Genomic DNA, 20,669 nt, shown 5'->3' on the forward strand with positions numbered 1-20,669 from the left:
GCGCTGTGAGACAAACCGGAAAGGCCAGGGTTCGCCTGGTGGCCGCTTCGGCGAGGCGCTTTCTGATAGGCTAGGACCAATCATCTTTCAGGAAGGTAACATGAAGATTATTTGCTTCAATATCAATGGATTGCGCGCAAGACCTCATCAGCTTTCTGCGATCATAGAACGCTACGATCCCGACGTGATCGGCCTGCAGGAAACCAAGGTATCGGATGACCAGTTTCCCCTGGCGGACGTGGAGTCCCTCGGGTATCACGTGCATTACCACGGCCAGAAGGGCCACTACGGTGTGGCGCTACTGTCGCGTCTGGCGCCGTTGGAGCTGCACAAGGGTTTTCCGGGCGACGGCGAAGAGTCCCAGAAAAGATTCATCTACGGGGTCTTCGCCGACAGGCAGGGCCAGCCCCTGGTGGTCATGAATGGCTATTTTCCTCAAGGCGAGAATATCGCTCACCCCACAAAATTCCCTGGCAAGAGGAAGTTCTACGCCGATCTTCAGAATCTACTTGAAGAGCGTTTCTCGCCTGACACGCCCTTGCTGCTCATGGGTGACTTCAATATCTCCGCCCAGGATCACGACATCGGCATCGGTGCAGCCAATGCCAAGCGCTGGCTGAGAACCGGCGCCTGCAGCTTCCAGCCCGAAGAGCGCGAGTGGATGCAGCGCCTGCTGGGCTGGGGCCTGATCGACAGCTACCGTCATCTGCATCCGGACGTGGACGATCGCTTCAGCTGGTTCCCCTATCGCAGCCGGGGTTTCGAAGACGAGCCCAAGCGTGGCCTGCGCATCGACACCATCCTGGCCTCCCGGGCGTTGCGCGAGCGTATCGCCGGGGCGGGCGTGGACTATGAAATCCGCGGTATGGAGAAGCCCTCCGACCATGCGCCGGTCTGGCTAGAATTGACGTGAAGTCCTGTCACGCCGCCGTCACACGGCGTGCCTAAGGTGGCGGCCTCGTTTCAGCTTCGAGGCCCGACCATGAACCGCTCTGCGCCAGTATTCCGCCGCCTGTTCCTGCAGAGCACAGTGCTCATGCTGCTGTTTCCGCTGCTGCCCTTGCCGCTCCTGGCCAGCCAGCCGGCAACCACCCTGCTGCGCCTGCAGGGCTCCAACACCATCAACGCACGCCTGGGACCCCGTCTGGTTGCGGCGCTACTCGCCGAGCGCGGCTACCGCGATCCCCAAGTGGTACCTACCGACGTGATGGACGAATGGCGGCTGACCGCCCGCGCCCCGGACGGCACCTGGGTGGCAGTCCCCATCGCCGCCCATGGCTCCAGCACTGGTTTCACCGCGCTGGCCGCCGGCACCACGGACCTGGCCGCCGCCTCGCGACCGATCAATGATGCTGAAGTCAACGCCCTGGCCGGCCTTGGAGACTTGCGCAGCAAGGACGCGGAATATGTCATCGGCCTGGACGGCCTGGCGATCATCGTGCATCCGGGCAACTCCTTGCACGAGCTCAGCCTCCAGCAACTGGCGCAGGTCTTCGCAGGAGAGATTACCGACTGGCAACAGCTGGGCGGCAAGCCTGGTCCGATCCGGCTCTATGCCCGGGATGATCGCTCGGGCACCTACGACACCTTTCGCGAGCTGGTTCTGAACCCACAGGGCAAGCACCTCAACGCCGCCGCCAAACGCTATGAATCGAACGAGGAACTCGCGCAACAGGTCGCCAGTGATCCGGCGGGCATTGGCTTCACGAGCCTGGCGGCGGCGGCCAAGCTGCCGAAGCTCGCCCTGCGCGATGGCCAGGGTCGGGCCATCGCACCCAGCGAAGCCAGCATCGCCACCGAAGACTATCCGCTGGCACGGCGACTGTTCCTCTACGGCCCGCCGGCGCGGCGTTCGGATTGGGCCCGCGCCCTGCTCGAATTCAGCCAGACGCCGGCGGGCCAGGCCGTGGTCCAGCAGAGCGGGTTCGTCGCCCAGCGCATCGAGCCAGTCAAGATCAGTGATACCCAGGGTATGCCGGCCCCCTATGCCGAACTGGCCCGACGGGCGCAGCGCCTCACGGTCAACTTTCGCTTCACCGCCGGCAGTGCGCATCTCGACAACAAGGCGCTGCGCGACGTGGAGCGGCTGGCCGCCTTCATGCGCCGCCCGGAGAATGCGCAACGCCAGCTCATCCTGGTCGGCTTCAACGACACCACCGAAGACCCCGCGCGCGCCGCCCTCCTGGCCCGCCTGCGGGCCAACGCAGTCGCCACGGCCCTGCGTCACCAGAAAGCCTTCGCCAACGAATTGCTCTGGCTTGGCGACCAGTTGCCAGTGGCGGGGCTATCTCCCAATGGCCGCGTGAAGAATCGCCGCGTCGAGGCCTGGATTCATTAGAGATCGCGCATCCTGGCTTTGAGGCGAACGCGTAACGGCAGCGTAAGGCGCTACGCGATTGGCCGTTGCAGGCTAGTGAAAAGACGTTTCCTGACGGCCGTCCCGACAACCCTAGCTCGTGTGCACCATGCGGGGAGACTTAAAGTGGTTTCTCAAGATTAGTTCATAAATAACTTCAATAAGTATACTTAACCTATTGATCCAAAGCATATTTATCAGGGAGTAAATCGCATTGCCTTCTAGCTGGGACAGCCTCAATTCCCATCTTGATATCTTCAACGCCCAATCGACCTGAGTCCAGGCATCGGCTTGTGTCACCTAGACCAGGCAGCCCAACCAATGCTTCTCGCGCGTCGCAATCATCTGGGCACAGGCGCGACGGCACCGAGCCCCTGGATGCGCTCCCCCGGATGAATGTCCCGCGTCGAGAACCAACCCGTGGCTGTTTCCAAGGCATAACGCGCAGGTGCGCGCGAGCAGTGATGGGTGTCGCTCAATGGGCGCATCTCGACGACGTTCAGAATGTCGCCTTGCGCAGAGATGAAGGCGGCGGCCAGCGCACTGGGCGTATCGCGCATCCATAGGCAGCGCGCTTCGTCACCAGGGAAGACAAACAGCATGCCCTCGTCCGCTCCCAGGGGCGAACGCCCCATGAGCCCGCGAGCCCGTTGCTCAGGCGTGCTCGCCACCTCGACGCGGAGCCGATGGTCGCCGATCCGTAGAACAAGGGGCTCGGCTGCCGCAACCGAAAAAGCACTCAGTGCCGCCAATAGGACAGCCAGTCTGGCCATGCCCGGCGACCGGCGCTGCCTGAGTGCCTGGAGATCATGGACAAAAAACCTCATGACGTGTGACCTTTGCCAGGCGAAAGCAATCTATCCCACATTGTCAGACAACCTCTCGAGTCCGATGTCGACCGCAAGCCTACCACCCGCACCCTCACCCGCGCTGGCCACCCGCATCACCCTGGGGACGGTGCTCTTTACCTTCATTGCCTACCTGACCATCGGTATTCCGCTGGCCGTGCTGCCGGGCTATGTGCATGAGGATCTGGGCTTCAACTCCATCATCGCGGGGCTGGTCATCAGCAGTCAGTACCTGGCTACCCTGCTCTCGCGCTCCCACGCCGGTCGCCTTATCGACACCGTGGGGGCCAAGCAGTCGGTGCTCTACGGCATGCTCGGTTGCGGCATCAGCGGACTGCTGATGCTGGCGTCGATCCTCCTGCAGGACTGGCCCTGGATCAGTCTCGGCGCTCTGCTGCTTGGGCGCCTGGTACTGGGCTGTGCGGAAAGTCTGTCGGGTACCGGTGCCATTTCCTGGGCAATCGGCCGCGTCGGCCCGTCCAATACCGCCAAGGTGATCTCCTGGAATGGCGTCGCCAGCTATGGCGCCCTGGCCATTGGCGCGCCCCTTGGCGTCGTGCTGGTCGACCTGCTGGGTCTCTGGGTCATGGGCGCCAGCATCATAGCCCTGGCGGTATTGGGCTACCGCATCGCCAAGCCGCGCCCACCCATCGTTCCGGTACGCGGTGAACGCCTTCCCTTCACCACGGTGCTCGGGCGGGTCCTGCCCTTTGGGCTCGGCCTGGCGCTGGGCGGTATCGGTTTCGGCACCCTGGCCACCTTCATCACCCTGTATTACGCCAGCCAGGGCTGGAGCGGCGCGGCGCTGTGCCTGACGGTGTTCGGCTGCTTCTTCATCGGCGTGCGCCTGGTATGCGCCAATGCCATCAACCGGCATGGCGGCTTCCGTGTCGCCATCGTCAGCCTGGCGGTGGAAGCCATCGGCCTGGCCACGCTGTGGCTGGCGCCCAGCATGACCACTGCCCTGGTCGGCGCGGCCCTCACCGGGATCGGTTTCTCGCTGGTGTTCCCGGCGCTGGCCGTGGAAGCGGTGCAGCGGGTCCCGGCCTCCAACCGGGGCGCTGCCCTGGCAGGCTATTCGGTGTTCATCGACCTTTCGCTGGCGGTGACCGGCCCGCTCATCGGCGCGGTAGCCACCCACTTCGGCTATGCCGCCAGCTTCCTGTGCGCCGCGCTGTCCGCCCTCGCCGGCCTGTGCCTCAGCGTCCGCCTCCTCCGCCGTTTCGACGAGTCTTCTCGAGAACAGCCATGACCACGACCGTCCCGCCTGTCACCGCACTCGCCATCAATCGACGCATCGTTTCCATCGTCATCTTCAGCTTTCTGCTGTTCCTGGCCATCGGTCTGCCACTGGCGATCCTGCCGGGCTATGTGCATGACGATCTCGGCTACGGTTCGGTGATCGCGGGGCTGGCGATCAGTATCCAGTACCTGGCGACGCTGTTCACTCGACCGCTCGCCGGCAAGCTGGCCGATAGCATCGGCGCCAAGCGCGGGGTCATTTACGGATTGTTCGGCTGCGTCGCCTGCGGCGTCCTTACCTTGCTCGCGACCTCGTTGCAGAGCGTGCCGGCGCTTAGCCTGGGCTTGCTGATCGTCGGTCGGGTGATCCTGGGCATGTCCCAGGCCATGATCGGCACCGGCTGCCTCAGTTGGGGCATGGGCAGCGTCGGCATGCAGCACGTGAGCAAGGTGATCTCTTGGAACGGCATCGCCGCCTACGGTGCCCTTGCCATAGGCGCACCACTAGGCGTCGCCATGGTGGCCAGCTTGGGGCTGTGGAGCCTGGGTGTCGCTATCGCCCTGCTGGGTGCTCTGGGCCTAGCGCTGGCCTGGAACAAGGAACCGGCCCCGGTCATCGCCGGTGATCGACTGCCCTTCCACAAGGTATTCTGGCGCATCAGTCCTTTCGGTCTTTGCCTGCTGCTGAGCTCCATCGGCTTTGGCGCGATCGCAACCTTCGTCACCCTCTACTACGCCAGCAATGGCTGGCCGAACGCGGCCTTCTGCCTGACCGCCTTTGGCGCCGCCTTCATCTGCGCCCGGCTACTGTTCGCCGGGGCTATCAACAAGATCGGCGGCTTCCGCGTTGCCCTGGCCTGCTTCACGGTCGAGACCATGGGGCTGTTACTGCTCTGGTTGGCGGTCACGCCCGAGATGGCCCTGATTGGCGCCGCCATGGCCGGCTTCGGCTTGTCACTGGTCTATCCGGCCCTGGGAGTCGAGGCCATCGTCAAGGTACCGCCCACCAATCGCAGCGCTGCCCTTGGCGCCTACTCTCTGTGCCTGGATCTGGCGTTGGGGATTACCGGGCCGCTGGCTGGTGCCATTGCCAATGGCTTCGGTTTCAGCGCCATCTTTCTCTTCGCTGGCTTGATGGCCCTGGCGGGTCTGGGCCTGAGCGCGCTGCTCTATCGCCGCGCGCTCAGGGAAAATCTCACCGCCTCAGGTGCCTAGGCCAGCCTGGGGGGCGATGCCCTAGTGGTCCGGCGCGACGCCCCCGCCTGGCTACTTTTCCTACAGTGGACCAGGATCCGGAATCGGCGCGGGCGGCTTGGCCGGCTCGGTCAGGTTCTCCGCCACCTCATCGGGGATCTCGGTATCGATCTCCTCGTCGGCCATGTCGGAGTCGTTGAGCGGCGCCTGGTCACCACCCAGCCACCAGGCCAGGGGTACCGTCGTGTCGGGTGCGGAAGAAAGCAACAGGTTCATGCCAAGCTCCTATGAGGGGTAGGTCTTGAGCATTAGTAGGCGGTCAGCCGCAGAGGTTGCAGCGAAGCCGTGACCGCACGTCGTCATGGCATCGCTCGTGGCGAGGCCCTGGCCAGAGCAACGCCCAAGGCCAGACTCGATCAGGAATCTGCCTTGGCACAATCGGCCAGGCAAAAAGCCGGCGCTTGACTAGACTCCAGATATCCTCCATTCCTGGAACGCCGCCTATGGATACGCCGACCCGTCCAGCCAACGATGCCTATCTGCTCGCCGTCGTCTCAGAAGATGAATTGCTGCTGCAAGCCCTGGTGCGCGAGGTGCTCAAGCAGGAAGGCTTCCAGGTGGAAACCTTCGGGACCGCCGATGCCGCCCTGCAGTTTCTGGAACTGCACTGGCAGCAGGTGAACGTAGTGGTGTCGAACGTACGAATGCCTGGGGTGATCGATGGCATCCAGCTGGCCAAGATCGTCACCGAGCGCTGGCCCGCGGTGCCCTTCGTGCTGATGTCAGGCTATGCCGGCCTGAGAAACGACGTGCCACCCGGCGTGCCCTTCCTGCATAAACCCTGGACCCTCGATCAGCTGACCGAGGCCGTCTGGAAGGTCGTCCCGCTACCGGCGCCTTAAGTCGCCATGGACAGGGATGTCCGCCGACCCGTTGACGGGGAACCGAACGCTCAAGGCATCTGTATCAGCAGGACAGATGTCGCAGGTTAGGAAATGACCAAGTCCCCTACTGCATGGCATCGCCAAGGTGAGCCCGCAGACATCGGCTGCTGCCAGGCAGGCGTTCGTGCACAGAATACGGCCATCAGAGGCGGGCGCGGACGAGAAAGAACGTGGCCCTTACGGCCGGCAGTTGCCCACTGCGATGGCAAAGGGCACCCATCCCAGGTGGCAATGGTCACCATCATCTTTATCACTCACTTAACCTCTGATGCGAATTAAGGCGCCTTCCTGCCGATGAGCACCGTATCGGCTTGCAAAGGAACAAGAGAGCCTTTCAGACGAAGTTCGTTGACGGCATACAACACCATGACATTGAGTGCCTCACTATTCAGTACCGTGCGTTTGGCAATGAGGCGCGATACCTTCGCTGGCACCTTGGGATCCAAAAGCGTCAGCAAGACGTCTTCACCCCGGTATTCGATGAAATGCTTCACCGGAGGATCCAGCATCTCCAACGCTTCTTTTAACCTGTTCATGGGACTCCCGGGTGAAACTACCGATACGTCTCATCCTTTGACATATATCTCGCAACGCTGTCGTTGACCACCCATCCGACACTTCGGGTTTAAACTCTTTCCTAACGGTGGCAAAACGATCGCCGGATACCGATCAGCCCGTACCGGAGGAAGTCGCATGAACGAACAGGACCGAAAGCATGGCCTGCTGCTACTGGAGCGATACGCCGCGGAACAGGATGCGATCAACCAGCTACTGCGACAGATATACGAATGCCACGGAACCGATGACTCAGAAGCGCTCAGGGACATGCTGACGCTGTGCATCGCAGAGATACAGGACCGCCAGACCACCGTTCAAAGTGCGTTTCGCTTTTTACTCGACCTACAAGACAAGCCAGTTATCAAATAGCGAAGCGGCACTTACGATTACCTTCCACTCAAACTCCTTGCTGTTTAGCCGCTTCGTTTAATACAGACCAATAGTGGAATCAGAGAACCACATTCTTTACTGCCGTTACTTCCCAATAGTGCCGATTGCATCACCCTTCAAGATAGGGCTCTGGAGTTTCAGAAAGACGTCCTCGTTATTGACGATAGAAGGCACATTTAGCCCAATCCAAAGGAAAGCACTCTTCGGGCAGCTGAAAGCGTCAAAAAGCCTCTTCATGCTGGTGCATTACCTGCCGCTGTTCGTGAAAGAGCCCAACACGTCGGCTGGGCTCTATCGGGACTCAGGGGATTACCGAGGCGCTGGTTCCTGGTCGTCGCTTTCGCCAGGCACCGGCGTCGAGGGCTCGTCAGGATCGAGCACAGACTGATCGGTGCCATCCGTATCGGCAGGCTCCGGTAGCTCAGCCGGAGCGGGCTCTATGGCCTGCCCACCTTGCTCCCCAGCCAGCTGGACGTCGATCCCGAACATCGACCTTGCGATCATTCCGGGAGCCTGTGGCCAGCTGAATCTTTGCCAATGAGTGGTCGTTGTGATCATGGGTCACCTCGCAGTGAGGCCAATAGTGGCCTCACTGTATTGGAGACGCGCAAGGAGGTACCTGTTCAGTGGCCACTATGACCGATGGTCCCGAGGCTCAAGGCACCTGCTTTTCATTCCTGGCAGCGGTGAGCGACCGTTCCGCCAGCGCCTGCTGGCGTTGCTTCGCCATCTTCTGCATCCGCAGCTCGGCATTGCGGGCCTGTATCTCTTCCAGCGTGGGCGGCAACTGCTCCCGCGGCGCTCCAGCATCTATTCGGCTCTTCGTCTGCTCGGACATATCTGCTCCTGGGATGGCTGCATCGGTGCAGCATGAGAAGCGTGCGGGTGATCGCCGTTCACTGGCCATCATCACCAGCGGTCCGAAGATCATGCGACCCAGGGCGAGTCGGAGCAGCGCTCCGGTACCCACGGCGGCCTTATCACCGCTGGCGGACCTATGCGACAATGAACGCAATGTCCGGCATGAGCTTCGGCCTCATCGCCCTACAGCTGGGAAACCCTCCTCCAGATTTTTTCTTTCCACCTACGCTCGCTGGATCGGCACAGGTTCAGCTCCGAGCGAGATAGCCAAGCTCGGCGTCGGTATCGAATCGATACCGTCAGCTCTCGCGACGCCTTTAGTCCCTGATAGGTACCCCCTTGATCTCCACCGCTAACATCACCATGCAGTTTGGCGCCAAGCCGCTGTTCGAGAACGTGTCCGTCAAATTCGGCAACGGCCATCGCTACGGCCTGATCGGCGCCAACGGCTGCGGCAAGTCCACCTTCATGAAGATTCTCGGGGGTGACCTCGAGCCCACCGGCGGCCAGGTGATGCTCGAACCCAATGTGCGCCTGGGCAAGCTGCGCCAGGACCAGTTCGCCTACGAAGACTGCACCGTCATCGATACCGTGATCATGGGCCACGCCGAGTTGGCCAAGGTCAAGGCCGAGCGCGACCGCATCTACTCCCTGCCGGAAATGAGCGAAGACGACGGCATGGCAGTGGCCGAACTGGAAGTGCAGTTCGCCGAATACGATGGCTACACCGCCGAAGCGCGGGCGGGCGAGCTGCTGCTCGGCCTGGGCATCCCGCAGGACCAGCACTTTGGCCCCATGAGCGCCGTCGCCCCCGGTTGGAAGCTACGGGTACTGCTGGCCCAGGCACTGTTCTCCGATCCGGAGCTGCTGCTGCTCGACGAACCGACCAACCACCTGGATATCAACACCATCCGTTGGCTGGAAGGCATCCTGGTCGCGCGCAACAGCACCATGATCATCATCTCCCACGACCGCCACTTCCTGAACAGCGTCTGCACCCACATGGCCGACCTGGACTACGGTGAGCTGCGCCTGTTCCCGGGTAACTACGACGAGTACATGACCGCCGCCACCCAGGCCCGCGAGCGCCTGCTGTCGGACAACGCCAAGAAGAAGGCCCAGATCGCCGAACTGCAGCAGTTCGTCAGCCGCTTCTCGGCCAACGCCTCCAAGGCCAAGCAGGCCACCAGCCGGGCGCGCCAGATCGACAAGATCCAGCTGGACGAGGTCAAGCCGTCCAGCCGCGTCAGCCCCTTCATCCGCTTCGAGCAGAACAAGAAGCTGCACCGCCAGGCGGTGACCCTGGAGAACGTCACTCAAGGCTTCGACGGCACCCCGCTGTTCAAGCGCCTGGGCCTGCAGATCGAAGCCGGCGAGCGGGTCGCCATCATCGGCCCCAACGGCATCGGCAAGACCACCCTGCTGCGCACCCTGGTGGGTGAGATGGCTCCCCAGAGCGGTGAAGTGAAATGGACCGACAGCGCTGATGTCGGCTACTTCGCCCAGGACCACGCCGAGGATTTCGCCGACGATGCCACCCTGTTCGAGTGGATGGCCCAATGGACCCAGGGCGGCGAGCAAGTGGTGCGTGGCACCCTGGGCCGCATGCTGTTCTCCAGCGACGACATCCAGAAGTCGATCAAGGTCATCTCCGGTGGTGAACAGGGACGCATGCTGTTTGGCAAACTGATCCTGAAGAAGCCCAACGTGCTGGTGATGGACGAGCCCACCAACCACCTGGACATGGAGTCCATCGAGGCGCTGAACCTGGCCCTGGAAAACTATCCGGGCACCCTGATCTTCGTCAGCCACGACCGCGAATTCGTGTCCTCCCTGGCCACCCGCATCCTCGACATGAGCGAGAGCGGTGTGGTGGATTTCAGCGGCAGCTATGACGATTACCTGCGCAGCCAAGGCATCAACGGCTAAGCCCGAGGTCCGTGTAGTGGGTCCTGATACCCACTACACGGTTAAAATAGATGGTGCCCTAAGCAGTTACCCTAGGTATCATTTCGCACCGAAACGGGTACTCGACCAGGATCGCCGCGATCAATACCTATCGTTTGCGCCGGGAGACCAGGGGTCTCCTGCCACGTCTCGTAACACGTAGCGCCCCCTTCCGGCACGCTCGACGGGCTCCCTGTCGCATCCTGGCCGCCCCGCCTGGCATCGGCCTCCGCCGATCCACCAGGACATTTGGCTCCAACTCAATAAATCAGAACATTGCCGGACGGCCGCTGTCGCAACTGACTGCCATGCCCTACCGGTTGCTCACCCCTGCTCGGCCCTTTGCGGCCAGCTCGGGGTTGCCCAACTCGAGGTCGGGCTCCGACGCCCGATCTCCCTCAGGTGTAAAGCGAGACACTGTCTCAGGAGTACGATGAATGCACAGTGGTAACGAAGAGTCGGATTTCGTTTTCGTCGGCGCGGGAATCATGAGTGCGACCCTGGCGGTCATGCTCAAGGAGCTGGAGCCCACGAGTACCGTCGAGGTACTCGAACTGCTCGACGTAGGCGCGGCGGAGAGTTCCAACCCCTGGAACAACGCCGGAACCGGCCATGCGGCCCTCTGCGAGTTGAACTACACGCCCGAAAAGGCGGACGGCAGCATCGACGTCACCAAGGCCCTCAGCATCAACGGCATGTTCGAGGCTTCCAGGCAGTTCTGGTCCTACCTGGTCGAGGAAGGCCACTTCGGTTCGCCGCGCGCCTTCATCAGCCCCGTGCCACACATGTCCTTCGTGCATGGCGCCAAGGACATCGCCTTCCTGCGCAAGCGCTATGAGGCCCTCAAGGACCACGCCTGCTTCGACGGCATGGAATATTCCGAGGACCACGCCAAGCTGCGCGAGTGGATGCCCCTGGTGATGGAAGGCCGGCCAGCTACCGAAGCCGTGGCGGCGACCCATGTGGCCGGTGGTACCGACGTCAATTTCGGCGCCCTGACCATGAGCCTGCTGGGTCACCTGCAGACCCGCCCCGGCACCCAGGTCCGCTACAACCAGAAGGTGGTGGACCTGACCCGCGAAGCGGATCAGCGTTGGCGCCTGACCATCGAGGACAGTCGCTCCGGTGCTACCCGCACGCTGATCGCCAAGTTCGTCTTCCTCGGCGCCGGTGGCGCGGCCCTGCCGCTGCTGCAGAAGTCCGGCATCCCCGAAGGCGCCGGCTACGGTGGATTCCCGGTGAGCGGCCAATGGCTGCGCTGCGACGATCCGCACATCGTCGAACGGCACCAGGCCAAGGTCTACGGCCTGGCCGGGGTCAACTCCCCGCCGATGTCGGTACCGCACCTGGACACCCGCGTGGTGGATGGCAAGAAGTCGTTGCTGTTCGGACCCTTCGCCGGTTTCACCACCAAGTTCCTCAAGCGCGGTTCCTTCCTCGACCTGCCCAAGTCGATCAAGTCGGGCAATATCGGCCCCATGCTCGCCGTGGCGCGGGACAACATGCCGCTGACCCGCTACCTGGTCGGCCAGGTCCTGCAGTCCTTCGACCAGCGCGTCGAAGAGCTGCGCGCCTTCTACCCGGCCGTGCGCAAGCAGGACTGGCGCCTGGAAGTGGCCGGCCAGCGGGTGCAGATCATCAAGAAGGACCCGCAGAAAGGCGGCATCCTGCAGTTCGGCACCGAGATCGTCGCTTCCGGTGACGGTACCATCGCCGCCCTGCTGGGCGCCTCTCCAGGTGCTTCCACCTCGGTGTCCATCATGCTGACCCTGGTCGAGCGCTGTTTCCCGAGCCGCTACCAGAGCGAAGAGTGGCAGGCCAAGCTGCGCAAGATGTTCCCCTCCTTTGGTCACAAGCTGGCCGAAGAGCCGGAGCTGCTGCGGGAAGTGCGGGAGCGCACCACCCGCGTACTGCAACTCGACCAGCCGGCGTGATACCCAAGGTGCCGAACCGGAAGTGGTCCGGCGCCTCCTTTCCCCGCGAGCCTGCTCCAGCGCCCTAGTGGCTTCCTCTCCCCCTGGGAGAGGACTGGGGTGAGGATCCTCCCCAGCCCCGACGACCCGCGACCTAATCCCCCAGCGCCGCGCCCTCGCGCCGCGGATCGGCGCCACCCTGCCAACCTGATCCCACCCGGCGAATGACCTGGATGCCACTGGTCATCTCGTCTTCGCGCACCTGATGCCCACGCTGCTCCAGCGCCTGGCGCAAGGCCGGCGTGGTCTCGCCGCGCTCCAGCTCGGTGGGGCCGTTACGGCTGCCGAAATTCGGCAAACCCGCCGCCGTCTGGGGATCCAGCTGCCAGTCCAGCAAACCAACCAGCGTCTTCACCACATAGCCGGCGATCTGGGAGCCACCCGGCGACCCCAGAGCCGCTACCAGGTCGCCGCTCTGGCGATCGAACACCAGGGTGGGCGACATGGTCGAGCGCGGGCGCTTGCCCGGTTCGACCCGATTGGCCACTGGCAAACCCTTCTCGCGAGGCACGAAGGAAAAGTCCGTCAGCTGGTTGTTGAGCATGAAGCCCTTCACCATCAGGTGGGAGCCGAAGTAGCTCTCTACCGTGGTCGTCATGGACAGCGCGCCACCCCAGGCATCCGCAGCGACCACCTGGGAGGTGGAGATGCGCAGCGGTGAACGATCCGGCGCCCAGGCCAGGGTCGGCCCCGGCGGCGTACCCGGGGCGGCCTTGCCCAGGCTGCGCTCGCCTACCTGCTGAGCGCGACTGGCCAGATACCCTGAATCAAGCAGGCCGCTGACGTTGACCGGCACCAGATCCGGGTCCGCCACGTATTGGGCGCGATCGGCATAGGCCAGGCGTTCGGCCTCACTGATCAGGTGCACGGCTTCTGGTCTGGGCTCCTGCGCCGCCGGCAGCGCGGTTGGCACCGGGCGCAAGGGAGCCAGGGCCCAGGCCGGGTCGCGCGCCTCCAGCGCCTGGAGAATGCCGAGCGTCTGGGCCACGGTGATACCACCGGCCGGCGGCGGCATGCCGCAGACGCGCCAGCGTTGGTAGTCGGTGCACAGCGGCGTGCGGACCTTGGCGCGATAACCGGCAAGGTCCTTGAGGCTCAGGCTACCGGGATTGGGACTCCCCTGTACCGCTGTGGCGATGGCTTTGGCCAGGTCGCCGCGATAGAGCGCGGCCGCACCCTCCTTGGCAATCAGCGCCAGGGTATCGGCCAACTCAGGGTTACGCAGGCGGGTTCCCACCGGCTTCACCTGGCCTTGGGCATCGAGATAGAGCGCAGCCATGCCGGGCGATTGCCTAAGGAAGGGATCGTGGAGGAGCTGGTTGTGCAACCGTGGCGACAGCGGAAAGCCTTCCCGCGCCAGGCGAATGGCCGGCTCGAACAGGCTTTGCCAAGCCAGCTTGCCATGGTCGCGATGGGCGAGCTCCAGGGCGCGCAATACCCCCGGCACGCCCACCGAACGACCACCGATGCGGGCCTCTTCGAAGGCCATGGGGCTGCCATCCGCGTGCAGGAAGAGATTTTCCGTGGCGCCTGCGGGCGCCGTCTCGCGACCGTCGTAGGCCTGGACCCGGTGACCGTCCCAATAGAGCAGGAAAGCACCGCCGCCGATACCCGAGGACTGGGGCTCGACCAGGGTCAGAACCGCCTGCATGGCGATGGCGGCATCGATGGCCGAACCACCTCGGCGCAGGATCTCGCGCCCCGCCTCGGCGGCGAGGGGATTGGCCGCTGCCGCCATCTGCCGGGTGGCTTCACTGGCCGTCAGCCCGCTCCGGTAACCAGAACCGGCCTCGGGAGCCGTGGGCAAGGGGGTTTCGCGACTCTGGCTACAGGCGGCCAGGATCAGGGACAAGAACAGTGGCGTGAGGATCGTTCGAGGGGTTCGCAACATGGGGCTCCTGGGCAACGGGCGGCATTCGCCCGCAAGCCTAGCCCATCACCTGCATCGGTGCCGCTTGCCTGACCTCAGAGCGGCAGGTGACGGTGCAGAAAGCCGCCGCAGAGCACATCCAGCCACAGCAACTGATGCAGGGCGACGATGGCGAAGAACACCAGGCGAAAACTCAGCTTGACCGTCTTGTGGCGAAACCGCTGCTGGGCGATCAGGGCGCCCGGCCAGCCGCCGAGCAGCTCGCCCAGGTGCAGGACCCGCTCCGGCACCCGCCAGCCCTTGTCGCGTGCGCGTTGCTTGTCATGCTTGTAGAGCAGGTAGGTAACGATGCTGGCGATCAGGTATAGCGGCAGTGGCCAGAGCACGCCGCGGCCGAAGGCCAGGGACAGCATGCCGACCAGGGGCAGGATGAAGACTGCGATCTGCAGCAGCGCCAGCATGTCCTGACGGGCGATGGCCGCGCGCTGTTGATAGGGCGTCGGTGCGGACGCCCGCTTGGCGGTCTTGGGCGTAGCGGACTGCGCAGATGCACGAGCCGGCTTGCGCCGGCTCTGCTGTTCCTTCTCGGGTTTCACCCGGCCGCCTTGGCCGCATGCCAGTCGATCCAGCCGAACTGCCAGGTGGCCAGAATCAGCAGTCCGAAGACGATACGGTACCAGCCGAAGACCACGTAGCTGTGATTGCCGATGAACTTCAGCAGCGCCTTCACCGCCAGCATGGCGAAGATGAAGGAGGTGACGAAACCAACCGCGAAGATCATGGCGTCGCTAGGGACGAACATGTGGCGGTACTTGTAGACCGAATAGACCGTCGCGCCGACCATGGTGGGCATGGCCAGAAAGAAGGAGAACTCGGTGGCAGCCTTGCGCGACAGGCCGAACAACAGGCCGCCGATGATGGTCGAGCCGGAACGGGAGGTGCCCGGAATCATAGCCAGGCACTGGGCGAAACCGACCTTGAGGGCGTCGTGCCAGCGCATGTCGTCCACTTCTTCCACGCGGATGCGGTGCTTGCGCTTTTCCGCCCAGATCATGATCACGCCGCCGATCACCAGGGCGAAGGCCACGGTGATGGGGTTGAACAGGTACTCGTGGATCAGGTCGCCCAGGATCACACCCAGCACCGCCGCCGGCAGGAAGGCCACGATCAGGTTGCCGGTGAACCGCTGCGCATAGGATTTGCGCGGCAGGTCGGTAACGATCTCGAAGACCTTGAAGCGGTACTCCCAGACCACGGCCAGGATGGCCGCCAGCTGAATCACGATGTTGAAGGCGATGACGGTATCGCCGCGAAAGCCGATCAGGTCAGCCACCACGATCTGGTGGCCGGTACTGGAAACCGGCAGGAATTCGGTGATGCCCTCGACGATCCCCAAAATCAGCGCCTGCAAGGCACTCCATAGGTCCATGGTATTACTCCATCCAAGTGAAACATTTGCAGGTAGCCGGGTCCGAAGACGCCGGCGGCAACGGGGTTCGAACCGTGACGCTCCGCAGGGCGTGGCCCTTCGCGGTACCCAGGACAGCTCATGCTGTAGCGGCCGCCCGGCACCTTACCAGAGCGAGACCGGTTGAAGAGACCGATAGACGGCCATTAGGTGCCGTACAATGACGAATTGAATCTTTCCGGATGTGAAGCATGTCGTTTCTGGAGTCACTCACCACCCTGCTGGGCATGTCGCCCGTGGAGCTGCTGGCCGCCGTTCTCGGGGTGATCGCCGTCTGGCTGACGGTCCGCCAGAACATCTGGGCCTGGCCCATAGGCCTGGTGATGGTGGTGCTCTACGTCTGGATCTTCTACGACGTCAAACTCTATTCCGACATGCTGCTGCAGTGCGTCTATGCGGTGCTGCAGCTCTACGGCTGGTGGCAGTGGCTGCGTGGCGGCCAGCAACATCAGGGTCGGGTGGTCAGCTCGCTCACCGCCAAGCCGTTGCTGGCCGGCCTCCTGGCGGGTGCGCTGGGTAGCCTTGCACTCGGCTATCTCATGGGCACCCACACCGACGCCGCCCTGCCCTGGCTGGACGCGGCGCTCACCGGCTTCAGCCTGGTCGCCCAATTCTGGATGGCGCAGAAGCGGCTGCAGTGCTGGATGCTGTGGTTCGTGCTGGACGTCATCTATGTGGGCCTCTTCTATTACAAGGGCCTCTACCCCACCGCGCTTCTCTATGCGGTCTTTGTCGCCCTGGCCGCCTACGGCTGGCTCGACTGGCGCCGCGCCCTGGCGAGCCCTCGATGAAGGTGGTGGTGCTGACCGGCCCCGAGTCGAGTGGCAAATCCTGGCTGACGACAGTCCTCGCCGAGCGATTCGGCGGTGTCCGGGTCGATGAGTACGTCCGCGAATACTGCGAGCGGCACGGCACCGACACCACCCTGGCGGACGTGGAAGTCATCGCCCGCGAGCAATTGCGCCGCGAAGACCAGGCGCGGGCCGCCACGCCGGCCCTGCTGCTGCTCGACACCCATCTGCTCAGCAACCTGCTCTGGAGTCGCCTGCTGTTCGGCGACGCGCCTGCCTGGCTGGAACCCGCGCTGCTGGCCCGCCGCTACGACCTGCACCTGCTGCTCGACCCCCGCGATGTGGCCTGGCAGGACGACGGTCAGCGCTGCCAGCCGGATCTTGCCCAGCGCCTGGCATTCTTCGCCCACTGCCGGGACTGGCTGCGGGCGCATCGCCAGCCGGTCCTGGAAATCTCCGGCGATTGGGCCGAGCGGCAACAGGCCGCGCTGGCCGCGGTGAGCCGATTGCTGCACGAGTCCTGACCCGCCGGTAGAATGACGCCCTGTACCGGAGAACGCCATGCACGACGACGATGCCTCTTTCGCTGACTTCACCCGCGGGATCCGTCCGCTCAAGCAGGATCGCGCCGACACCGGCAAGCCACGCGCCGACCTCGGCCAGGTCGCCCAGCGCCGCGCCGATGCGACCAGAACCACGACCGCGATCCGGGTCGACGGCCTGAGCGATGCCTTCGTCATCGACGTGGGCGCCGAGGACGAACTCTACTGGGGCCGTGACGGACTGCAGGACAGCCAGTTGCGCCGCCTCAAGGGGGGGCAGATCCCCTTCGAAGGTAGCCTGGACCTGCACGGCATGACCGTGGAGAAGGCGCGCGAAACCCTCTGGGACTTTCTCGCCGAGGCGACCCGCCTGGAAATCCGTTGCGTGCGGGTCACCCACGGCAAGGCCGCGCGCACGGATGGCCGCCGGCCGCTGATCAAGAGTCACGTCAACACCTGGTTGCGCCAGCACCCCCAGGTGCTGGGTTTCACGTCCTGCCTGCCGCGCCATGGCGGGACCGGCTCGCTTTATGTCTTGCTCAAGCGCACCATGCTAGAAGGTCGCGACGAGTGATCCTGTGACTCGGGTGACGTCTCATCCGAGCGCTCTCTTCCTTATCGACAAACAGGAACCCAAATGTCTCTCGAACAGCACTACTCCTCGATCCTGACCGGACTCGGCGAAGACATCAGCCGGGAGGGGCTGGTGGACACGCCCAAGCGGGCGGCCAAGGCCATGCAGTATCTCTGCCGCGGCTACAACCAGACGCTGGAAGAAGTGGTGGGCGACGCCCTCTTCACCTCGGACAACAGCGAGATGGTGCTGGTGAAGAACATCGAGCTGTATTCCCTGTGCGAGCACCACATGCTGCCCTTCATCGGCAAGGCCCATGTCGCCTACATGCCCAAGGGCAAGGTACTGGGCCTGTCCAAGGTCGCACGAGTGGTCGACATGTTCGCCCGCCGCCTGCAGATCCAGGAAAACATGACCCGGCAGATCGCCGAGGCCATCGAGCAGGTCACCGGCGCGGCAGGTGTCGCCGTGGTGATCGAGGCACAACACATGTGCATGATGATGCGCGGCGTGGAAAAGCAGAACTCGTCCATGGTCACCTCGGTGATGCTCGGCCAGTTCCGCGCCAACGATGCCACCCGCGCGGAATTCCTCGGCCTGATCAATCGCTGAGACCGCTGCGACGTCCGCTATCCTGAAGGGTCGAAACCTCGATCCTTCAGGAGACTCCCACACCATGCCGGACGTCCATAGCCTTACCCTGCTCAGGGCGCAGCCCGAACGCTCTCTGGCGCTGGGCGCCCATCTGCTGGATCTGGCCACCCTGGCCGTGACGGATGCGGGATGCCTGGACTACCGGGTATTCCAGGGCGGTGAAGACCGCGATCTCTGGGTGATCCAGGCCCGCTGGGCCTCGGTCGCCGCCCAGGACGATCACTTCAACCAGCCGCATACCCTCGCCTTTCTGAACGAGTTGCCCAAGCTGGCGGACGAGGTGGATCTGTATCCGCTGGAGCCCAAAAAGCCTACGGCTGAGCTTTGACGAGAGGCTGCCAGGCTTGCGATAAAGCGTAGGTTGGGCTGAGACGGCTTTATCGTCGAAGCCCAACGGGGCCGGCGCCAAGGCAGGAGCTGTTGGGCTTTGCTGGGCTCAGCCCAACCTACGACTTGATTGACCTTTTACGGCCATGGCGATCTGCAGACGCGGCCGGTCCCGAAAAGGTACCACCGTCGTAGGGTGGACAACGGCGCAGCCTTGTCCACGAACGAGCATCGGCATCAGGTGGAAAACGCTACGCGGTTTTCCACGCTACGGGCTGGACGCAATCGCGGCCATGGGCCGCTCCTACATTTGTTCGGTGTACCTGTAGGAGCGGCCCATGGCCGCGATAAACGAGAGCAAAGGCACAGCAGTGCGGACCGCGATAGTCGCGATCAACTGCAACTCAATACTCGGACAGCGCAAAGCTCGTCAGGGCGAAGGTGGGAATGCCTGCCGCTTCCAGGCGCTTGGAGCCACCTAGCTCAGGCAGGTCGACGATGGCGGCGGCTTCATGGACCTCGGCACCCAGGCGCTTGATCAGGTTGCCAGCGGCGACCAGGGTGCCGCCAGTGGCGATGAGGTCGTCCACCAGGAGCACCGAATCACCGGCGCCGACGCTGTCCTTGTGCACCTCGATCACCGAGTCGCCGTATTCGGTGCTGTAGACCTCGGTCAGCAGCTCCGCCGGCAGTTTGCCCTGCTTGCGAAACAGCACCAGTGGTTTGCCCAGTTCATAGGCCAGGATCGGGCCGATGAGGAATCCGCGCGCATCCAGCGCCCCGACGTGGCTGAAGGACGCCGAGCGATAGCGTTCCAGCAGTGCCTCCATGACGGCACGCAGGCCTTCGGGCGACTGGAACAGCGGCGTGATGTCCCGAAAGATCACCCCCGGCCTGGGAAAATCGGGCACGGCGCGGATGAGGGATTTCAGGGCGGATTCGGAAAAGGACATGGCAGAGACTCTCGGGCGTCGGGCGCCTGGTTGAACACGATTGCACAGTATACCGGGGCCTGCCCAGCCAGGGCCAACCAGCCGTCCCTGGAAGCTGAATCGATTCATGTAGTGACTTCCGTTGACAGCTACCAACGAAGCGGACATCCTCCTTTCCGCGCAAACGTTTGCGCGACCACAAGAACCATAAGAATTCGGAGATCCCCTATGCTGGCCTTTCGCCCTGCCCGCCTGCTGGCGGCTATCGCTCTCACCTCCGCTTCGCTGATCCTGCCGCTCACCGCCAGTCATGCCACGGCCGCCGAAAAGCCCAAGGTCGCGCTGGTCATGAAGTCCCTCGCCAACGAATTCTTCCTGACCATGGAAGACGGCGCCAAGACCTACCAGAAAGCGCATTCCGCGGACTTCGACCTGATCTCCAACGGGATCAAGGACGAGACCGATACCTCCAGCCAGATCCGCATCGTCGAGCAGATGATCGTCTCCAAGGTCGATGCCCTGGTCATCGCGCCGGCCGACTCCAAGGCCCTGGTTCCGGTGCTGAAGAAAGCCAGCGACGCCGGTATCAAGGTGGTCAACATCGACAACCGCCTGGATCCCGAGGTGCTCAAGTCCAAGGCCCTGGACATTCCCTTCGTCGGCCCCGACAACCGCAAGGGCGCACGCCTGGTGGGCGAATACCTGGCCAAGCAGCTCAAGCAGGGTGACCAGGTCGGCATCATCGAGGGCGTCTCCACCACCACCAACGCCCAGCAGCGCACCGCGGGCTTCAAGGACGCCATGGAAGCGGCCGGCATGAAGATCGTCGGCGTGCAGTCCGGCAACTGGGAGATCGACAAGGGCAACGCTGTCGCCGCGGCCATGCTCAACGAATACCCGGACCTGAAGGCCCTGCTGGCGGGCAACGACAGCATGGCGCTGGGCGCCGTCTCCGCCGTGCGCGCCGCTGGCAAGAAAGGCCAGGTGCAGGTGGTCGGCTACGACAACATCAAGGCCATCAAGCCGATGCTCAAGGACGGTCGCATCCTCGCCACCGCCGACCAGTACGCCGCCAAGCAGGCCGTGTTCGGTATCGAGGCCGCGCTCAAGCTGGTCAAGAGCGAGCCCACCGGTGCCAAGGACGGGGTGATCGAGACGCCGGTCGAACTCGTCACCCAGCCCTGATCCGAGGAGAACC

The 20,669-nt window shown here is 63.5% G+C and carries 22 protein-coding genes; 14 read left to right on the forward strand and 8 right to left on the reverse strand.

Annotation, left to right across the window (positions count from 1 at the left end; translation table 11 throughout):
- Nucleotides 1-100 precede the first annotated feature (100 nt).
- Nucleotides 101-913: an exodeoxyribonuclease III gene (gene xthA / locus ACWPW1_RS11865; RefSeq protein ID WP_313648592.1), complete on the forward strand. Its 813-nt coding sequence runs from the start codon at nucleotides 101-103 to the stop codon at nucleotides 911-913.
- A gap of 69 nt (nucleotides 914-982) precedes the next feature.
- The gene (locus tag ACWPW1_RS11870) at nucleotides 983-2,338 is read left to right on the forward strand and encodes a substrate-binding domain-containing protein (protein WP_454253004.1); all 1,356 of its coding nucleotides are present in this window, start codon (nucleotides 983-985) and stop codon (nucleotides 2,336-2,338) included.
- Nucleotides 2,339-2,697: 359 nt separating this feature from the next.
- On the opposite strand, the gene ACWPW1_RS11875 is transcribed toward ACWPW1_RS11870, so the two are convergent.
- A complete protein-coding gene (locus ACWPW1_RS11875; RefSeq protein WP_454253005.1) occupies nucleotides 2,698-3,183 on the reverse strand; it encodes a DUF192 domain-containing protein in 486 nt (161 codons plus the stop codon).
- Between the two features lie 64 nt (nucleotides 3,184-3,247).
- On the opposite strand from ACWPW1_RS11875, the gene ACWPW1_RS11880 reads away from it, so the two are divergent.
- Both ACWPW1_RS11880 and ACWPW1_RS11885 read left to right on the forward strand, forming a co-directional pair.
- Complete coding sequence (locus ACWPW1_RS11880; RefSeq protein ID WP_454253006.1) at nucleotides 3,248-4,456, forward strand: MFS transporter; 1,209 nt, start codon at nucleotides 3,248-3,250, stop codon at nucleotides 4,454-4,456.
- Nucleotides 4,453-5,661 (forward strand): MFS transporter, encoded by a 1,209-nt coding sequence (locus ACWPW1_RS11885; RefSeq protein WP_454253007.1) that lies wholly within the window; start codon nucleotides 4,453-4,455, stop codon nucleotides 5,659-5,661. The genes ACWPW1_RS11880 and ACWPW1_RS11885 overlap by 4 nt, the downstream gene beginning before the upstream one ends.
- A gap of 60 nt (nucleotides 5,662-5,721) precedes the next feature.
- Here ACWPW1_RS11885 and ACWPW1_RS11890 read toward each other — a convergent pair whose 3' ends face one another.
- Complete coding sequence (locus ACWPW1_RS11890; protein ID WP_059314947.1) at nucleotides 5,722-5,916, reverse strand: hypothetical protein; 195 nt, start codon at nucleotides 5,914-5,916, stop codon at nucleotides 5,722-5,724.
- Between the two features lie 227 nt (nucleotides 5,917-6,143).
- On the opposite strand from ACWPW1_RS11890, the gene ACWPW1_RS11895 reads away from it, so the two are divergent.
- Entirely contained in the window at nucleotides 6,144-6,542 is a 399-nt protein-coding gene (locus ACWPW1_RS11895) for a response regulator (protein ID WP_454253008.1), read from the forward strand.
- Between the two features lie 317 nt (nucleotides 6,543-6,859).
- On the opposite strand, the gene ACWPW1_RS11900 is transcribed toward ACWPW1_RS11895, so the two are convergent.
- A complete protein-coding gene (locus ACWPW1_RS11900) occupies nucleotides 6,860-7,120 on the reverse strand; it encodes a hypothetical protein (protein ID WP_271654925.1) in 261 nt (86 codons plus the stop codon).
- 157 nt (nucleotides 7,121-7,277) lie between these two features.
- Here ACWPW1_RS11900 and ACWPW1_RS11905 point away from each other — a divergent pair, with 157 nt between their 5' ends.
- A complete protein-coding gene (locus ACWPW1_RS11905; protein WP_454253009.1) occupies nucleotides 7,278-7,511 on the forward strand; it encodes a hypothetical protein in 234 nt (77 codons plus the stop codon).
- 676 nt (nucleotides 7,512-8,187) lie between these two features.
- On the opposite strand, the gene ACWPW1_RS11910 is transcribed toward ACWPW1_RS11905, so the two are convergent.
- Complete coding sequence (locus tag ACWPW1_RS11910; protein ID WP_454253010.1) at nucleotides 8,188-8,370, reverse strand: hypothetical protein; 183 nt, start codon at nucleotides 8,368-8,370, stop codon at nucleotides 8,188-8,190.
- A gap of 362 nt (nucleotides 8,371-8,732) precedes the next feature.
- Here ACWPW1_RS11910 and ACWPW1_RS11915 point away from each other — a divergent pair, with 362 nt between their 5' ends.
- The gene (locus ACWPW1_RS11915; protein WP_454253011.1) at nucleotides 8,733-10,322 is read left to right on the forward strand and encodes an ABC-F family ATPase; all 1,590 of its coding nucleotides are present in this window, start codon (nucleotides 8,733-8,735) and stop codon (nucleotides 10,320-10,322) included.
- Between the two features lie 455 nt (nucleotides 10,323-10,777).
- Nucleotides 10,778-12,274, forward strand: a complete 1,497-nt coding sequence (gene mqo, locus ACWPW1_RS11920; RefSeq protein ID WP_184287940.1) for a malate dehydrogenase (quinone) — start codon at nucleotides 10,778-10,780, stop codon at nucleotides 12,272-12,274.
- A 133-nt stretch (nucleotides 12,275-12,407) separates the two neighbouring features.
- Here the strand turns inward: mqo and ACWPW1_RS11925 are convergent, their stop codons facing one another.
- The 3 genes from ACWPW1_RS11925 to ACWPW1_RS11935 all read right to left on the reverse strand — a co-directional run bounded on the left by ACWPW1_RS11925 (nucleotide 12,408) and on the right by ACWPW1_RS11935 (nucleotide 15,612).
- Entirely contained in the window at nucleotides 12,408-14,204 is a 1,797-nt protein-coding gene (locus ACWPW1_RS11925) for a gamma-glutamyltransferase family protein (RefSeq protein WP_454253012.1), read from the reverse strand.
- 74 nt (nucleotides 14,205-14,278) lie between these two features.
- On the reverse strand, nucleotides 14,279-14,779 hold the full coding sequence (locus tag ACWPW1_RS11930; RefSeq protein ID WP_082696335.1) for a DUF1294 domain-containing protein: 501 nt from the start codon (nucleotides 14,777-14,779) through the stop codon (nucleotides 14,279-14,281).
- Entirely contained in the window at nucleotides 14,776-15,612 is an 837-nt protein-coding gene (locus ACWPW1_RS11935; RefSeq protein WP_271654931.1) for an undecaprenyl-diphosphate phosphatase, read from the reverse strand. The genes ACWPW1_RS11930 and ACWPW1_RS11935 overlap by 4 nt, the downstream gene beginning before the upstream one ends.
- A gap of 266 nt (nucleotides 15,613-15,878) precedes the next feature.
- Between ACWPW1_RS11935 and pnuC the strand changes: the two genes are divergently transcribed.
- The 5 genes from pnuC to ACWPW1_RS11960 all read left to right on the forward strand — a co-directional run bounded on the left by pnuC (nucleotide 15,879) and on the right by ACWPW1_RS11960 (nucleotide 18,540).
- Nucleotides 15,879-16,442 (forward strand): nicotinamide riboside transporter PnuC, encoded by a 564-nt coding sequence (gene pnuC / locus ACWPW1_RS11940; protein ID WP_434776621.1) that lies wholly within the window; start codon nucleotides 15,879-15,881, stop codon nucleotides 16,440-16,442.
- Nucleotides 16,439-16,966: an AAA family ATPase gene (locus ACWPW1_RS11945; protein WP_454253013.1), complete on the forward strand. Its 528-nt coding sequence runs from the start codon at nucleotides 16,439-16,441 to the stop codon at nucleotides 16,964-16,966. The genes pnuC and ACWPW1_RS11945 overlap by 4 nt, the downstream gene beginning before the upstream one ends.
- A 37-nt stretch (nucleotides 16,967-17,003) precedes the next feature.
- The gene (locus tag ACWPW1_RS11950) at nucleotides 17,004-17,558 is read left to right on the forward strand and encodes a Smr/MutS family protein (protein ID WP_059314958.1); all 555 of its coding nucleotides are present in this window, start codon (nucleotides 17,004-17,006) and stop codon (nucleotides 17,556-17,558) included.
- Between the two features lie 63 nt (nucleotides 17,559-17,621).
- Entirely contained in the window at nucleotides 17,622-18,170 is a 549-nt protein-coding gene (gene folE, locus ACWPW1_RS11955) for a GTP cyclohydrolase I FolE (protein ID WP_059314959.1), read from the forward strand.
- A 64-nt stretch (nucleotides 18,171-18,234) separates the two neighbouring features.
- The gene (locus ACWPW1_RS11960) at nucleotides 18,235-18,540 is read left to right on the forward strand and encodes a putative quinol monooxygenase (protein ID WP_454253014.1); all 306 of its coding nucleotides are present in this window, start codon (nucleotides 18,235-18,237) and stop codon (nucleotides 18,538-18,540) included.
- Nucleotides 18,541-18,943: 403 nt separating this feature from the next.
- Here ACWPW1_RS11960 and ACWPW1_RS11965 read toward each other — a convergent pair whose 3' ends face one another.
- Nucleotides 18,944-19,492, reverse strand: coding sequence for an adenine phosphoribosyltransferase (locus ACWPW1_RS11965; RefSeq protein WP_454253015.1), 549 nt, complete (start codon nucleotides 19,490-19,492; stop codon nucleotides 18,944-18,946).
- A 207-nt stretch (nucleotides 19,493-19,699) separates the two neighbouring features.
- On the opposite strand from ACWPW1_RS11965, the gene ACWPW1_RS11970 reads away from it, so the two are divergent.
- On the forward strand, nucleotides 19,700-20,656 hold the full coding sequence (locus tag ACWPW1_RS11970) for a substrate-binding domain-containing protein (protein WP_454253016.1): 957 nt from the start codon (nucleotides 19,700-19,702) through the stop codon (nucleotides 20,654-20,656).
- The last annotated feature ends 13 nt before the right edge of the window (nucleotides 20,657-20,669 follow it).

Source organism: Pseudomonas sp. Marseille-Q7302, assembly GCF_965111925.1.

What these genes read in the sequence shown, in the direction of transcription:
- ACWPW1_RS11900 (WP_271654925.1), bottom strand. Translation starts at nt 7,120, where the DNA reads ATGAACAGGTTAAAAGAAGCGTTGGAGATGCTGGATCCTCCGGTGAAG.
- mqo (WP_184287940.1), top strand. Translation starts at nt 10,778, where the DNA reads ATGCACAGTGGTAACGAAGAGTCGGATTTCGTTTTCGTCGGCGCGGGA.
- ACWPW1_RS11880 (WP_454253006.1), top strand. Translation starts at nt 3,248, where the DNA reads ATGTCGACCGCAAGCCTACCACCCGCACCCTCACCCGCGCTGGCCACC.
- ACWPW1_RS11890 (WP_059314947.1), bottom strand. Translation starts at nt 5,916, where the DNA reads ATGAACCTGTTGCTTTCTTCCGCACCCGACACGACGGTACCCCTGGCC.
- ACWPW1_RS11950 (WP_059314958.1), top strand. Translation starts at nt 17,004, where the DNA reads ATGCACGACGACGATGCCTCTTTCGCTGACTTCACCCGCGGGATCCGT.
- folE (WP_059314959.1), top strand. Translation starts at nt 17,622, where the DNA reads ATGTCTCTCGAACAGCACTACTCCTCGATCCTGACCGGACTCGGCGAA.
- pnuC (WP_434776621.1), top strand. Translation starts at nt 15,879, where the DNA reads ATGTCGCCCGTGGAGCTGCTGGCCGCCGTTCTCGGGGTGATCGCCGTC.
- ACWPW1_RS11895 (WP_454253008.1), top strand. Translation starts at nt 6,144, where the DNA reads ATGGATACGCCGACCCGTCCAGCCAACGATGCCTATCTGCTCGCCGTC.
- ACWPW1_RS11960 (WP_454253014.1), top strand. Translation starts at nt 18,235, where the DNA reads ATGCCGGACGTCCATAGCCTTACCCTGCTCAGGGCGCAGCCCGAACGC.
- ACWPW1_RS11965 (WP_454253015.1), bottom strand. Translation starts at nt 19,492, where the DNA reads ATGTCCTTTTCCGAATCCGCCCTGAAATCCCTCATCCGCGCCGTGCCC.
- ACWPW1_RS11870 (WP_454253004.1), top strand. Translation starts at nt 983, where the DNA reads ATGAACCGCTCTGCGCCAGTATTCCGCCGCCTGTTCCTGCAGAGCACA.
- ACWPW1_RS11910 (WP_454253010.1), bottom strand. Translation starts at nt 8,370, where the DNA reads ATGTCCGAGCAGACGAAGAGCCGAATAGATGCTGGAGCGCCGCGGGAG.
- ACWPW1_RS11885 (WP_454253007.1), top strand. Translation starts at nt 4,453, where the DNA reads ATGACCACGACCGTCCCGCCTGTCACCGCACTCGCCATCAATCGACGC.
- ACWPW1_RS11925 (WP_454253012.1), bottom strand. Translation starts at nt 14,204, where the DNA reads ATGTTGCGAACCCCTCGAACGATCCTCACGCCACTGTTCTTGTCCCTG.
- xthA (WP_313648592.1), top strand. Translation starts at nt 101, where the DNA reads ATGAAGATTATTTGCTTCAATATCAATGGATTGCGCGCAAGACCTCAT.
- ACWPW1_RS11970 (WP_454253016.1), top strand. Translation starts at nt 19,700, where the DNA reads ATGCTGGCCTTTCGCCCTGCCCGCCTGCTGGCGGCTATCGCTCTCACC.
- ACWPW1_RS11905 (WP_454253009.1), top strand. Translation starts at nt 7,278, where the DNA reads ATGAACGAACAGGACCGAAAGCATGGCCTGCTGCTACTGGAGCGATAC.
- ACWPW1_RS11945 (WP_454253013.1), top strand. Translation starts at nt 16,439, where the DNA reads ATGAAGGTGGTGGTGCTGACCGGCCCCGAGTCGAGTGGCAAATCCTGG.
- ACWPW1_RS11875 (WP_454253005.1), bottom strand. Translation starts at nt 3,183, where the DNA reads ATGAGGTTTTTTGTCCATGATCTCCAGGCACTCAGGCAGCGCCGGTCG.
- ACWPW1_RS11935 (WP_271654931.1), bottom strand. Translation starts at nt 15,612, where the DNA reads ATGGACCTATGGAGTGCCTTGCAGGCGCTGATTTTGGGGATCGTCGAG.